Below are 14,209 nucleotides of genomic sequence, written 5' to 3'. Positions count from 1 at the left end.
TTAGTCCATTATAAGCCTAGCCATCGCCTAGCTTCAGCTAACGGGCGGCGAAAAATATAATAAAACAATGACACGCTTTCTGAGTAGACTTTTGCAACCCCTTTCAAACCGAGTCTTGGCGGCTGTTGATCAACAGTAAAAGTTGCTTTTAATCGATAAGCTAAAATATCCTGTGGTGATATAGTGGCTTCATAACTGGTTTGCTGGATAATACCTTTTATTGATCGGACTGGATCAATATTTAAAAACAGTCTTAGCTCTGCTCCTTTATCCAAGGCGATAGCATCATCCACTGGCAGCCATATTTCCAACCAAGTGTCGTGAATATCTGCCAACGTCATTACTTTTTCACCCACAACGACTGGTTTGCCCAGCCAGTCATTGATATCTTCAAAAATTACCACCCCCGCTCGCTCAGCAACGACCTGAGTACGCTTTAGCAACTCAGCATAATAATCCGCTTCGGCCTGCTTCTCTGCCAGTACCGCTTTTAAAATTGCTAACTCACTTTTACTACGAGCATCTGCAAATGCCTGTTGGGTGGCTCTTAAATAATTAGCGGCGGCCACTTCCAGTGCTTTGTTAGCTACCGTGTGTTTATTGCGGATATTGGTATCATCCAAGGTAAATAAAACATCCCCTTTCTTTACTTCTTGGTTCGGCATAATATCAATTGAATGAATCACACCATCCAACGGTGCGCTAATAACAATTGGGTTTCGCGCCACTACTTGAGCATTCGCCAGTACGCTCATCCGAACGGGAATAAAACCCAATAAAATGAACAATAACAGCAACCACTTTATTCTCCCAGTTAAATGGGTATAAAGTACTTGTCGCCAGTTTTTCTGGGGCGCCAGTGCTTCCCAACTATAGGTATATGCATCAGCTAAATAATCTAAAATCGTTATGTCACTTTTCAGCCAAGGTTTTTTTCGTAGCAGCCACAAACCACCCAGTATTACTCCTCTTGCTGAAATCAACGGACACCACAATACCTGGCCTGGACACCAGCTGAACCACTCCTTACGCAAAGATAACGGTATATTGTCTGGTTTTATTTCACTGATGTTTCTGACTTCTTCTGCTTTTATTAAGTGTTTAACAACGGACTTTAACCAGGCAACCAAGGGCGCATCATTGTCAACCTGTGACATCGACGAAATGGCTGCTACTTTGACTCCATGTAAATCATTCTGTGAACTGTCGGACACTGGAAATACAACTAAAATGGCCTGCTCATAAGGTACAAGTCGATGGGTTTCATTACAAATCATAAACTTTAGCTGGTCACGATTATGCAACTGACGGATATCCCGTTCCATTTGCAATAATCCCGCTAAGCTTTTTAACCGAGGGTCAATATTTTGCTCTGCTGTATCTTGAACCAGAGCTTCTTCCATCACAGATTCCTTTCACACTTAAAAATTAGCAGTACCACTCATGCCGGCTAATAGTTCTTTTTGCTTACCCGTTAGTGACGCTTTAACTGCAACCGTTTGACTAGCCGAATCTACTTTAGCACCAATGGTTTGTACCAGAGCACTATAGTGTTTACCCGTTTCATCAATTTTCAATGTAAAACCATGGCCTACATTCAACCAACTTAGCCAGTGAGAGGGAACAAATAAATCCAACTGCAGAGGACTATTATCAATAATCGTTAATAATGGTGCACCAAATGCAACATTTTCATAGGAATTTGTTAGTCTTTTTACAACCCAGCCGTTATATGGCGCCTCAACTACACACCGCTGTACAACCACCTGGTTTAGGTTATTGGTTGCTTTCGCTTTTTCCACTTCAGCTGCTGCTATAGCAACATCCAGTTCACTGGCTGCCGACATTTTAGAAAGCTTTAACTGTGCCTGATAAGTTTTCTTGGCAATTTTCAATTCCGCCTCACTCATTTTCAAATTTGCCTGCTGCTCTTTACAGTCAAACTCTAACAAGACATCGCCTTTCTTAAATAAATCACCCTCTTCAACATTAAAATGAATAATTTGTCCATTCATTTGACTGGATAATTGCGCTTCGTGATGAGGAACTAATAATACCCGAATATCCCCTTGCTGCTTAATGAGTTCGCTGGGTTGTTCTCCAAGGGTTGTTATAGCAAAAGCCGAGAAGAACCAAAGAACCATTATCCTTAATATTGCTGTCATTTTTTTCATCACTCTGGCAATGGGTGCTATCATAAAACCGCTACTTGTGGTTATCCATAGAAACCCGGTTTGATGACTAAGCAACAACTTATCTACTTATTACTTTATACGCCAAGTGTGATTTTTTAAAATAATTGCTAAAAAAACGACTATTGTTGTCGAATGTAAAGGTGGGCTACATGAGGATATTCTGTAGCCTTGTGAAATATTCCAGCTAAGTTACCCTTTAGGGCCTCTGTTAACACAAGCTATGCAGTAATTGAAAAGCACCTTAAGCTGTTTCTATTACTTTTTTCTTTTATTTTTTTTACGCTTGTTACTTTTCTTTTTGGCTACTGGCTTAGGTTTAGTCGGCAAATAAGCCTCAAAACGCTGACGCATATCTTTTACTTTTTGCTCCTTGCGGGAGTGTACATGGGGCTCCTTAGCAGACAGGAAATCGATTACTTTATCATCACTCATTGCTTACCTATCTCGTTTTACTCACCGCGGTTTGGGTACAGTGCTATTGTACAGGTCTATGAACTTTTCTCATAGCTTAAGGAATTTATACCCTTCGCGAACGATTTTTAGGCTTTGTTACCATCGCTCTTCATCTCAGTCATTTTGATATTCCCCCCATTTAGCCTATCTAAACTCCTGAGGCTTCATTGCTCGGTGGCCTAGCCCTAAAAACCTTCGCTGTGAGTATATACCGCTTTAGGTTTACACCTAAAAATGAATCTTGATGAGTATATTTCGCTTGTCAGTTTTACTTTTAACTGGCTATATTCTAATAGCAAAATGTTACCAATCCTACCTATATATAGCCAAAACGAATGGTTGATAACGGACAGTAGACACAATTTCAGTTAGTGGAAAATAAGAGGCTGGCTTATCAGACTTTTGCTACTTCAGAGTTTTTGGGGCTTTCATCTCATTGCCCTTTTGGATATTTGTAAAACAAACCTGACCTCTTCCTTGAGCTTTGGCTTGATACAGCAGCCTATCGGCCTGTTCAATTAATAGCTTTGGAGAGATATCATTATCAGGAACCCAGGTTGCTACGCCTGCGCTCACTGTTACAACATGAGCTGTTGTGGAGGACTTATGTTGTATTTTCAAGTCCCGTATGGAAGCTTCTATGCCCTTAGCCACATTGACTGCGCCCGAGAGCGCTGTTTCTGGTAGGGTAATAGTAAACTCTTCACCACCATAGCGGGCTACTAAATCACCTGCACGTTGGGGTATCTTGATAATTGTTGAGGCAACTTTCTGGAGACACTCATCACCATACTGGTGTCCGTAAGTGTCATTAAAAGCTTTAAAGTGGTCAATATCCAATAAAATTAATGATAGAGGTTTTGAATTGCGAGCACACCGCCGCCACTCATGTCGTAAATGCTCATTAAAATACCGCCTATTGGCTACACCTGTTAACCCATCGAAAAAGGCAAGCTCCTTTAATAGGTCTGTCTGAAATTTGAGTTGTAAATGTGAACGCACACGATGAATTAAAGTGTGTATATTGAATGGTTTATGAATAAAGTCAACGCACCCTGCGTACCAACAAGCATCTTCTTCCTCTGGTGAATTATGACCTGTTACAAATATTACAGGAATATCTGCAGTTTCCTTTGAGCTTTTTAACTGTTGGCATACAGTTAATCCGTTCATTTCAGGCATTACAACATCAAGCAAAATTAAATCAACACTATTTTTTTGTAGAAAATTGATTGCTTGCATGCCACTCGTTGCCATAAATACAGTATGATATTTAGAAAAAACCTGATGAATAACTCGAATATTAATAGGCTCATCATCAACGATTAAGATACGTCCTGGTTTACTTAAGACATTAAACTCAGCAACCTTATCAGACAATATCGCCATATTTTTAAGCCTCACTCAGTGTTTCTTGTATGTTGCGACAATAAGAGGTTGCTGTTTGGAAGTCCATGTTATTAATGGCTTCATCAAGTGATTGAAAAGCATCCGGTACAGAGGTTTGAAACCGCATTTGTAAGCTCTCAAATAATGTCAGTGCTTCTAGATTCGATTGATTGAGCAATTCAATTAGCTTTTCTAAGTCTTCAACAAACTGATGTCTATCCTGGTCGGATAATGCTTTACTACCCTCTTCAACTGAAGTCAGTTGTGCTGCTTGTTTGCTAAGTTCCTGTTCCACAACTTCACACGTGTCATTCATTTGTTGATTTAATTGAAGGAGTAGTTGCTCGTAATTATTTGAGCTATTCTCGTTAAGTAAAAGCTGCTCCATTTGTTTGCAAGTATCAGCTACAACCATTGCACCCATTGTAGAAGCTACACCTTTCAAGGAATGTAATTGACTGGACACTTCTTCTATCTGTTGCTCGTGGGAAGGTATGTTGGTTGGTAATGTTGATACCCGTTTAGGGGCATCTCTTAAAAAATTACGTAATGCTCGATAGTAGATATGCTTGTGACCACCAAATCGAGTGATGGCTCTTTTTATATCTAATAAACCAGATGCTGTTGATGAATAGGCATTAAGTGTCTCTTCTTTTACAGTTACTATTGTTGATTGGTCTCGATCTTCTGCTTGAGGGGTATTCTGAGCTGTTGCTGGCTTGGTGTATTCAAGTAGAACTTTAACAACATGTTCTAATTCAAAAGGCTTACCTATATGAGCATTCATGCCAGCTGATAAAGCCGCTTCTTGGTCAGTCACCATTGCATTGGCTGTCATGGCAATAATCGGTAACTGCTTTAACCCTAGTGATTCACGAATTTCTTTAGTGGCAGTATATCCATCCATAACAGGCATCTGGATATCCATTAAAATTGCATCAAATGCTAATTGAGAGTTTTTAATTTTATCCAACGCAATCTTACCGTTATCAGCCAACTCAACTGTGGCTCCTTCTAGCTCTAATAGTTCTTGGGCTACTTGCTGATTGGTCTCATTATCTTCAACAAGTAAAAGTGATAGTCCATGAAGGCGGTTCTCTACAAATTTAGCGTAATCCAAATTTTCGATAGGTTTTTTTAGTTCCACTACTTTATCAAACAGCATTGAAGCGGTAAGGGGCTTCACTAAATACCCATCAGCTTGATGCTGTTGACTTTTTATATCATCGTGATGGGCAGTAACAAGAATAACCAATGGGCACTTATCAGATGCAAGCTGGGTTTTGATTAAATTACACGTTTGGGCCCCATCCAGTTCAGGCGTACACCAATCCAGTAACACTAAATCATAGGGAGCTGATCCATGTAATTTAGCCACAGCTTCCATTCCACTATTCACTGTCTCAACAGTCCATCCTATGGACTTGGCTAAATCAGCCATCACCGTGCGTGCATATCGATTATCGTCAACAACTAATACCCGTAGTTTATATACAGCTTCATTGGTTTGATGTGAAGTCGGTGCAAGACTACAGGATAAATAAAAACTAAATGTACTACCCTCTCCTAACTGGCTACTGACACTTATTTCTCCTCCCATTAATTCAACTAGGCGTCTACAAATCGTTAACCCTAGTCCTGTTCCACCAAATTTCCTGGTTGTAGATGATTCAGCTTGTATGAAACCATCAAAAATTTGCTGTTGCTGTTTTTTAGAAATTCCAATACCGGTATCGCGCACTTCGAAAAACAAAAAATGTGTTCCATGATCTTCTGTTTCTTCAACTACTAATGAAATTTCCCCTGCTGTGGTAAATTTAATAGCGTTGCTGGTTAAATTAATGAGAATTTGCTGTAAACGCAACTCATCAAGCATAAACATTTTATGAGATAAAGAAGGAGAAATATCAAACCCAATATTGATATCTTTATTGCCGAGGTTATTGGATGCAATCACGGCAACATGGCGGAGAAGTTGATCAACATTACACGGTTGTTGATTTAGAATAAGTTTACCCGCTTCAATTTTCGAAAAATCAAGGATATCGTTGATGATCGCTAGCAAAATCTTTGCGGAAAATTCTATTTTTTGTAAATAATCGCGTTGTTTATTTACCAGTGGGGTACGTGCAAAAAGTTGAATCATACCCATAATAGCATTCATTGGCGTACGAATTTCATGACTCATATTCGCGACAAATTCAGATTTTGCTTTGTTCGCATTGTCTGCAGCATCTTTAGCTTTTTGTAGTTGTAATTCATACTGTAACTGTTCTGTAATATCTCTATTTACACCGAGCAAAAATATAGGCTCTCCATTACTGTTGTTCTCTACAATAGCAGAAGCTTTGATATAGCGTATTTGCCTGTTAGGACGGATGATTCTAAAGGTAAAATCAAGGTTATCTTCCCCAACGATGACCTTATCAAATTTATCCAATGTCTCTTCTTTGTCTTCGGGATGTAGATACTCACACCAATCGTCATAAGACAAATGTTCTCCATTACCTTTCTTTGGAATCTGATAAATATCGTACATCATTTGATTCCACTTAAGCAGGTTACTGTTTAGATGCCAAGTCCAAATCCCTAATTCTGCCACCTCTGCTGCTTTTTGTAGTTGATCATGCATGGACATCAGCTTACGTCTACTTTTAACCAGCTGCGTCAAGTCTGTCGCCATAAATAGAAAACCCGTTATAATACTAAACTCATCTTTCAATGCGCTTACTGTTAAGAGTGCAGGAAATACTGACATATCACACCGTATAAGGCTCCACTCATGCTCATTTGGCATATTATGCTGTGACTTAATAATGAGTGCTTCAACCCCCGGTTTGACGGTTTCTTTGAGTTCATCCGTAAGTGCTTCTGCGTGTTTTTTCAATTCCTCTGGTGAGAAAAAAGTAGTAATATTCAGCTTATTAGAGACCTCACTTTCAGGATAACCCAGCATTTTTTCTGCAGCAGGATTAAAAAGCTTGACCACACCTGTTTCGTCCGTTGAAATAATCACGGCTGCTGCTTGGCTTAGAATAGCTGTTTGTAATTGAGCATAGCGACGTAACTCAGCAGTTCTTTCCTCTACTCGCTTCTCTAACTGTGTATTGAGTTCACGAATCTCATCTTCTGCTATTTTTTGTTGGGTAATATCACGAACGGTTGTGGCTGCACCAATAATGTGATGATTACTATCTGTGATAGGCGATACAGCAATGGATACATCCACTAACTGACCACCTTGGCCTTGCCGCTTCGTAACGAAATGAGGAATAACTTCACCTGCAGATACCTTATCTAATAGCGTATCTTCCTCCTGCTTTCTATCTTCCGGAATAATCAGGTCAACGACTCGCTTACCAATGGCTTCTTTAGCTAAATAACCAAACATATTTTGTGCTGCTTTGTTCCAATCGGTAATAACACCTTGCAACGTTTTGGCAATAACAGCATCTTGAGAGCTGGTTACAATGGCAGCAAGTCTTGCCTGTTCAGTATTCACACGTTGTTGCTGTTTTACATTCATCCAAAACAAATATAAAAAGCCAACTATCACTAGCATCCCTGTTAGCAAGCCTGCGAGATTTATCAGTAATCTCTGTAAAATACTGGATTGAATAATGGGTTGAGGTACAGCAATAGCAATTTTTAGAGTACGTTTTGGCTGAGCCTCTATTATTAATTCACTTTCACGAACTAACTGATTTCCCCCAGAGTGCTTATAAAGCGTAAAACCCGGTCTCTGGTATTTGTTGTTGGGTAGTATTTGAAATTCTTCACTCCAGCGATAGCGCTTGCCTAAATCAAAGCCAAACGTCATTTCCTGATTGGGATGTACAAGAAAGTCACCTTCAGAATTAGTAATATAGAATTGATATTTGTAAGGGATTTGTTTTCGTAAACGTGAAAATAACTCCGTCACATTAACATTAATAATAATAATTCCAAAAGGCGCTGCATTATTATATATAGGAATTGCTACTCGCAAGGTAGGTACATGAGGTTTTTGAATTTTTCCATTTTCTCTATTTAAGTTAATATCCGATATATAAATTTCACCCTCACTTTTTGAAATAGTTTTTTTAAAGTAGTTTCTGTTAGATTTGGCCTGTAATTTTTCTTTTTTTATGATGAGAGGAAAGCTATTGAAGTTATCAACGCGAACAAGTTCTCTGCCTTTATCAGCAATACCAATATAGCGTACCTGAGTGACATCAGGGTGAGACTCAATAAAGCCACTAAAAATTGTGTTAAGTCTTTTTTGCCAAAGTGATACTGTACTACTTTCCTGTTCATCAAAGCCATTATTCAATGTAGCCCTCACTATACCTTGAATAGGAGGAACCTTTGCAAGAAATAATACATCTTTTTTAAGTGAACTAATATTGTCTTTTATTTGAATCCTCGCAACTTCAGATTCATTCTGTAGGATTGATTCAAATTCAGTATAAACAGACTTATGAGCAATAAAATAACTTATATAAACTAATACAGACAATATAATTGTAATAACAGCAGCTACAATAGGGCCACGTTGAGCTGCTATAGATAATTTACTTAACATACCAGTCTCGAACAAGTCCTTTTGATCGACATTGCTTGTTAGTTTTTTATTCTACTCTAACAAGTGTTTTAATTTTCTTCACACTGTTAATTGTAGATCAGCTTTAGAATATAAGAGAAATGGTTGATTTGCATGGCTCCTGTTATAAGGAAACAGGAGCGTTAGAAGAAGATCAAAAAGATTAGCTTAGACCCTATTAATAGGCCCTCTAGCTCAGATATTTATTCAAACGTTACTAACCTACTAGGCTTAAGTGCCTCTAACTGTGAAATAAATGAAAACTAATAACGTTTAACTTCCGCATAGCGAAAGCAGTTGGTAGTATGATCATTAACCATACCGACTGCCTGCATAAAAGCATAACAAATCGTACTACCAACAAATTTAAACCCCCTTTTCTTTAAGTCTTTACTCATTAAATCTGATTCATTAGTGCTTGCTGGCACCTCCTTGATTGAAGTCCATTTATTTTGAATGGGTTTACCCTTTACAAAAGACCATATATAAGTATCAAAACAGCCAAACTCAGCTTGAGTTTGTAAAAAAGCCTTAGCATTCACCACTGATGCATTTACTTTCAGCTTATTCCTGACAATTGCTGGATTAGCTAATAACTTAGCTATTTTTTTCTCTGAATAACTGGCTATTTTTTTAGCATTAAAATCATCAAATGCCTTTCGATAACCTTCTCGCTTAGCTAAAATCGTAGACCAACTCAAACCAGCTTGTGCTCCTTCTAGAATTAAGAACTCAAATAGCAGTCGGTCATCGTGAATAGGCACCCCCCACTCCTGGTCATGATAAGCGGTTTCAAGTGTTGTTAATTTTACCCAGCTACATCGGTTCATTACTTCTCCCTATTAGTTTAACCAAGCTTAACCTATTGTGTTGACCTATGTTATAAAATAAATCCATTATAGGAAAGTACAACATTTGATAGTCAGAGTTTGCGACACTCTCAAACCAGAGAAGGAAAAGATATTATCCAGGAAACCCCTGCCTCTTCATCAACTTCATAAGAAAAACTCCCCTTCAATTCTTGTTGTACAAACAACTCGATGATGTATAACTCAAAAGCCAATTTAGTATAAGGGCTAGTATGGTCACTTTCGTGCTGAATGGTACTCAATGCATAAGAAACCACTAGATAAATATTCATGTTTTTTTTGTAAATACTGGTTTTTAACGAGGTAGGCTCATCTATTTGATAAATTAAGTAAAATACCACCCATAACAGTCTTTTGATTACACCAGGTTCTGCACTAAAAATAATATCTTCTTCTATTACCAAGTGATTTCTTTTTAAGAATGAAGAAACTTTCTGCAAAATCTCAGTCAAATCATTTTTATAAAAAAAAGTTAAGTTACCTTTATTCACTTCCCCAAACATTTCACTAACACGATCAGAAAACTTCATCGAAACGCTTATAATTTGCCTTGTTTTATTTGTTACCATTTTTTGTTCATTTAGCAGACCATCTATTGATTGGTTAGAACCACTCTGATTAATTATTGCATCATTCAGCAAAGCCATTTCATTGAGGTTACTTTCACAGTCATTTAGCACATTGTTTAATTCATTATTTAATCTAACAACTATACTATGAGTAAAATTTTTATCATGTTTTGCCAATAGTAGGCCGTAGTCTGCTATGTACTCATCTTTTAAAACTTGTGGCTGCTGCTTTTCTTGTTCTGCTTTTTCTTCTGCAGCCTTGGTGTCTACTACATAGTTACAAAGTTTATTAATACTATTAATTAGCGTATTGATTTCGCCTAAGCTTTCTTGATCACTTAGCACTATTTTCTCTTCACTCAGCAAGAGTTCTTTATGACGATCCAGCTGCTCCGATATACTTACAAGATGATTGGTGACCAATTTCCAAAAAACAAATAATATAACAAATGAAACGGCTAGTGTTTTTAGGCAGTTCAATAAAAAAATAAAAACCAGCTTCTCCAGTAATCCAAAATAAATACTTTCAAAATCATAAGATACTTTTAAAATGCCTAAATCAACCTGGGTAGAGTCATCTCTAGTATAAACAAGCGCAAAGTCATATTGTTTCACAAAAAATCTTTCTTTTGGTATTTCCCCATGAATAATCGCTTCTTTTTTGGGTATCTCAATTTTCACTCGAATCACTTCTGGAATTTTCATCAGTGATTGCAACTGAACCTTGACCTGTTCATCATCAAGATTCCACAACGACACCACAATACTGGGAACACTGGCAATTTTTATTTGTTGAAGTGTTCTTTCAATACGCTGAATATCTTGATAATAGTCGTATACAAGCTGAGATATAGTAATAATAAAGGCAATTAAAGTACTCACGCCAATAGTAATAAATAATAATTTTCTTGCTATTGGACTACGGCCATACTTTTTAAGAAGCATACACTTACTTAGAACAATACCAATAAGAAGGTTTCATGCCAACTTTACCCTCCTAGCCATTATACAGATACATAATATGTTTCTATTGTAGCATGCATGCCTTTCACGAATGATTTTAAAAGATTGTTGTTGCTACTCAAAGAACTTCTCTATGGCTGTTACGTTTTGATTAGGTACAAAATAAACAGTTTATTATGACTATTGCGCATAGCAATTTTAATCGTCATGCCAATTGGAAACTTGTAAGCATAGGTAGAAGTTGACTGCCCGCAAATTTAGAGGCTATCGATAACTTACTAATTCCGGAAAAGTTATTACATGTAAACACTTTGAATCGTTCATCTTATTCCCTATAAAAATACTTTTACTAAAATAAGACTATCATAAGACAATATGTGTAGCCTAAACATCACTCAAAATGATTGATCTTTACTGTGAACGCCTAGGACCTGGCTTATTAGCCGAGCCGATTAATGCAGCCTCTAATCTTGCTTTTTTTATCGCCGCCTGGAAAAGCTGGCTACTCATTAAAGATAGGGAAAGTATTGGTTATGAAGGGTTTTTACTAGTTGGACTTATCATTACAATTGGTATTGGTAGTACCTTATTTCACTCCTATGCTACAAACTGGGCAAAGCAGCTTGATATCATTCCTATTTTATTATTTCAACTGTGTTTTGTTTGGTTTTATATTCTCAAGGTAATTGAGCTCAATTACAGTAAAACGGCTATTATCGTGATAGCTTTATTTACTGCTAGCCACCTCACTAGACAATTCCCCCATCTCCTTAATGGCTCACTTATCTATGCTCCCGCATTTTGTGTCATTATTACGCTGGCCATTGTTCATTACTATCAGAAAAAAAATAACCCCACCTTACTCATTAGTGCGACAGCCATTTTCGCTCTTTCTCTCTTTTTTCGCACAATAGACAATGCCATTTGCTCTTACTTAACAATAGGCAGCCACTTTCTCTGGCATATTTTGAATGGGGTGCTGATATATCTTGTAATGAAAGCCTTGTTTACAAACTGGCCTGCTCAAAGGCATCTAAGTTAGATTCATCTCTCTGGTACTTCCGAAACAACCTGATAATTATTAAAACAACAAGCGCTAATAAGGCAATACCAGCAAGAGTAAAGTTGAAAAGGCAGTAGACAGCAAACGACAACAATAGAAGGGAGAAATAAAATCGCCCCATAAACCCAATTGCTTCTAGAAAACGCTGATTCTCAGATAAGTACAAGTTATTATCCCACTTCAGGCATATAGATCACACCAATAATTCCGCTCGGATTATCACTTAGTTTGCACAACCAATCAATAAAACTTAATGATGTGCATCACACTTTACTGTAAAGATAACTAGTCCATTTTCTATTTTCTCTCTTTTATTCACCTGTAATCCAACGAAGATTGATCAGTTATTGTTCCAACCCAGCATTTATAATTATCACGATAAGCTATATCTATCTGAAAAATATAGATTTTATGACTTCCCATGATAATTATTGATCAAATATTTTGACACTCAAAATTATCACATGTAACATACAGGAAATCTAAGGACATTTTATGTCAATCGCAATCCAAGGTTGGATTCTGCTATAGAGAGGTAATCCATTATGCTTTTTCTTGATAACTCTTATATAAAGGTTGGTCTGTTCTGCTTCGTACTTTCTGGTGGTGCAAGGCATTAACAACTTCCACTTCCTGGGACTTTAAGTGAAATTATCTACAAGGAAATTGACGCATGATGACTAACAACTTCATTGTTGATGATGTGCTAGAAGCCACCTGTCCAAAGTGTCACTCAACGGTTAAACGATTTTATTTCGACATTTTAGGCTGCCCTTCCTGTGGACACCAAAAAAAGGACAAAGAGAATAAAAAATAACTAACAGCTACATACAAACGAAAATAATGAAATTAAATAGCAGGCCCTTCAATAGAGAAGGGTTATTTTTTTGATTAATCATTTCTAAATCTTTCCAATGACAAAATTCTGGGTACTTTTCTGTAATTTTCACGCTATAAAATAAAACCTTGATTAAAGCACCATACCCAATCAATATTTGCAGAAATTGTGTGTTTAAACCTACACTTACATTACACTGCACCCATAAAATATCTAGGCTAACCAATACATGCGATATGCGTATAACTTACTAATACTGCTACTAAGTATTTTAGTGATATCTACCCAAGCTAAACCAAGGTATACCATTGCAGTCATCCCAAAAAGTACTAACCATATCTACTGGGATTATGTCCATGTAGGAGCCAAACAAGCCGCCAAAGAATTAAATATTAAAATCATGTGGTCTGGCCCAAGAGATGAAAGCCAACCCCAAATAGGCTATATCCAACGGATGCTAGAAAGTAATATAGACGCACTTGTCATCGCCCCTAATCACCGCTCGAATCTAATCCCTATCATCGAAAAACTAGTAGCGTCAGGGATTAAAGTCGTTATTATCGACTCTGGCATGGATGGCAGCAGTTATAGCAGCTTCATCGCAACCGACAATTATCAGGCAGGCTCTCAAGCAGGGGAATATCTAGCTAAGCTATTAAACCAACAAGGTCATATTATGCTTCTTCGTTATAAACAAGGAAATAGTTCTACCATGCTTAGAGAACAAGGTTTTTTGGATACGATAAAAAAATATCCTGGTTTGAAATTAGTATACGATGACTATGTCGGTACCTCTGTCGGTTCTACCTATCATACTCTCTTGCGAATATTTAAAAATATGCCAAAAATTGACGGTATTTTTGCCCCAAATGAGTCATCAACAACTGGTTTAATTCGAGCACTTAAGAAAAAAGGTCTTAGCAGTAAAGTTAAAACTGTTGGCTTTGATATAAGCCCAGAGCTAGTAAAAGCCATAAAAAGAGGGAAACTAAATGGCACCATGCTTCAACAGCCTATCAAAATTGGATACTTGGGCGTTAAGCAAGCATTTGAAATTTTGGAAAAAAAACCAGTTAAAAGTCAGACTTTAACTAAAGCTATATTGGTCACACCGAAAAATATCCGTAACAAGAAGATAAAGTCCTTATTATATATATCGTCTAAAGCAGGTAAGACTCGCTCCCCAACCACACCAGAAGACTTCTTAACCAAACTTCTCATCATATTAGAACTATTATACAAACATGATTAATAATACTTTATATCTTTCCATAACCATTAATTATTC

Annotated in this window: 10 protein-coding genes; 3 read left to right on the top strand and 7 right to left on the bottom strand. The window is 37.3% G+C overall.

Annotated features, from left to right (window positions below; all coding sequences use genetic code 11):
* Positions 1 to 8 precede the first annotated feature (8 nt).
* The 7 genes from G4Y78_RS13805 to G4Y78_RS13775 form a co-directional block, all read right to left on the bottom strand.
* Complete coding sequence (locus G4Y78_RS13805; RefSeq protein WP_163833573.1) at positions 9 to 1,403, bottom strand: efflux RND transporter periplasmic adaptor subunit; 1,395 nt, start codon at positions 1,401 to 1,403, stop codon at positions 9 to 11.
* Positions 1,404 to 1,421: 18 nt separating this feature from the next.
* Positions 1,422 to 2,198 (bottom strand): efflux RND transporter periplasmic adaptor subunit, encoded by a 777-nt coding sequence (locus tag G4Y78_RS13800; RefSeq protein WP_163833572.1) that lies wholly within the window; start codon positions 2,196 to 2,198, stop codon positions 1,422 to 1,424.
* Between the two features lie 252 nt (positions 2,199 to 2,450).
* Complete coding sequence (locus G4Y78_RS13795; RefSeq protein WP_163833571.1) at positions 2,451 to 2,627, bottom strand: tRNA (uracil-5-)-methyltransferase; 177 nt, start codon at positions 2,625 to 2,627, stop codon at positions 2,451 to 2,453.
* 426 nt (positions 2,628 to 3,053) lie between these two features.
* Entirely contained in the window at positions 3,054 to 4,037 is a 984-nt protein-coding gene (locus G4Y78_RS13790; RefSeq protein WP_163833570.1) for a diguanylate cyclase domain-containing protein, read from the bottom strand.
* A 4-nt stretch (positions 4,038 to 4,041) separates the two neighbouring features.
* Complete coding sequence (locus tag G4Y78_RS13785) at positions 4,042 to 8,601, bottom strand: response regulator (protein ID WP_163833569.1); 4,560 nt, start codon at positions 8,599 to 8,601, stop codon at positions 4,042 to 4,044.
* A 281-nt stretch (positions 8,602 to 8,882) separates the two neighbouring features.
* Positions 8,883 to 9,449: a DNA-3-methyladenine glycosylase I gene (locus tag G4Y78_RS13780; RefSeq protein ID WP_163833568.1), complete on the bottom strand. Its 567-nt coding sequence runs from the start codon at positions 9,447 to 9,449 to the stop codon at positions 8,883 to 8,885.
* A 110-nt stretch (positions 9,450 to 9,559) separates the two neighbouring features.
* Positions 9,560 to 11,002 (bottom strand): hypothetical protein, encoded by a 1,443-nt coding sequence (locus G4Y78_RS13775; protein WP_163833567.1) that lies wholly within the window; start codon positions 11,000 to 11,002, stop codon positions 9,560 to 9,562.
* 418 nt (positions 11,003 to 11,420) lie between these two features.
* On the opposite strand from G4Y78_RS13775, the gene G4Y78_RS13770 reads away from it, so the two are divergent.
* From G4Y78_RS13770 to G4Y78_RS13760, 3 genes are all read left to right on the top strand, one after another.
* Positions 11,421 to 12,062, top strand: coding sequence for a ceramidase domain-containing protein (locus G4Y78_RS13770; protein ID WP_163833566.1), 642 nt, complete (start codon positions 11,421 to 11,423; stop codon positions 12,060 to 12,062).
* 694 nt (positions 12,063 to 12,756) lie between these two features.
* The gene (locus tag G4Y78_RS13765) at positions 12,757 to 12,900 is read left to right on the top strand and encodes a hypothetical protein (protein WP_163833565.1); all 144 of its coding nucleotides are present in this window, start codon (positions 12,757 to 12,759) and stop codon (positions 12,898 to 12,900) included.
* A 250-nt stretch (positions 12,901 to 13,150) separates the two neighbouring features.
* The gene (locus G4Y78_RS13760) at positions 13,151 to 14,173 is read left to right on the top strand and encodes an ABC transporter substrate-binding protein (RefSeq protein WP_163833564.1); all 1,023 of its coding nucleotides are present in this window, start codon (positions 13,151 to 13,153) and stop codon (positions 14,171 to 14,173) included.
* Positions 14,174 to 14,209: the final 36 nt, after the last annotated feature.

This window comes from Spartinivicinus ruber (genome assembly GCF_011009015.1).
In the GTDB taxonomy this organism is placed as follows: Bacteria; Pseudomonadota; Gammaproteobacteria; order Pseudomonadales; family Zooshikellaceae; genus Spartinivicinus; species Spartinivicinus ruber.
The sequence above is the reverse complement of the archived record's forward strand: the minus strand, read 5'-3'. Positions and strand labels throughout refer to the sequence as shown.

What these genes read in the sequence shown, in the direction of transcription:
- G4Y78_RS13790 (WP_163833570.1), bottom strand. Translation starts at nt 4,037, where the DNA reads ATGGCGATATTGTCTGATAAGGTTGCTGAGTTTAATGTCTTAAGTAAA.
- G4Y78_RS13770 (WP_163833566.1), top strand. Translation starts at nt 11,421, where the DNA reads ATGATTGATCTTTACTGTGAACGCCTAGGACCTGGCTTATTAGCCGAG.
- G4Y78_RS13795 (WP_163833571.1), bottom strand. Translation starts at nt 2,627, where the DNA reads ATGAGTGATGATAAAGTAATCGATTTCCTGTCTGCTAAGGAGCCCCAT.
- G4Y78_RS13805 (WP_163833573.1), bottom strand. Translation starts at nt 1,403, where the DNA reads ATGGAAGAAGCTCTGGTTCAAGATACAGCAGAGCAAAATATTGACCCT.
- G4Y78_RS13775 (WP_163833567.1), bottom strand. Translation starts at nt 11,002, where the DNA reads ATGCTTCTTAAAAAGTATGGCCGTAGTCCAATAGCAAGAAAATTATTA.
- G4Y78_RS13785 (WP_163833569.1), bottom strand. Translation starts at nt 8,601, where the DNA reads ATGTTAAGTAAATTATCTATAGCAGCTCAACGTGGCCCTATTGTAGCT.
- G4Y78_RS13800 (WP_163833572.1), bottom strand. Translation starts at nt 2,198, where the DNA reads ATGATAGCACCCATTGCCAGAGTGATGAAAAAAATGACAGCAATATTA.
- G4Y78_RS13760 (WP_163833564.1), top strand. Translation starts at nt 13,151, where the DNA reads ATGCGATATGCGTATAACTTACTAATACTGCTACTAAGTATTTTAGTG.
- G4Y78_RS13780 (WP_163833568.1), bottom strand. Translation starts at nt 9,449, where the DNA reads ATGAACCGATGTAGCTGGGTAAAATTAACAACACTTGAAACCGCTTAT.
- G4Y78_RS13765 (WP_163833565.1), top strand. Translation starts at nt 12,757, where the DNA reads ATGATGACTAACAACTTCATTGTTGATGATGTGCTAGAAGCCACCTGT.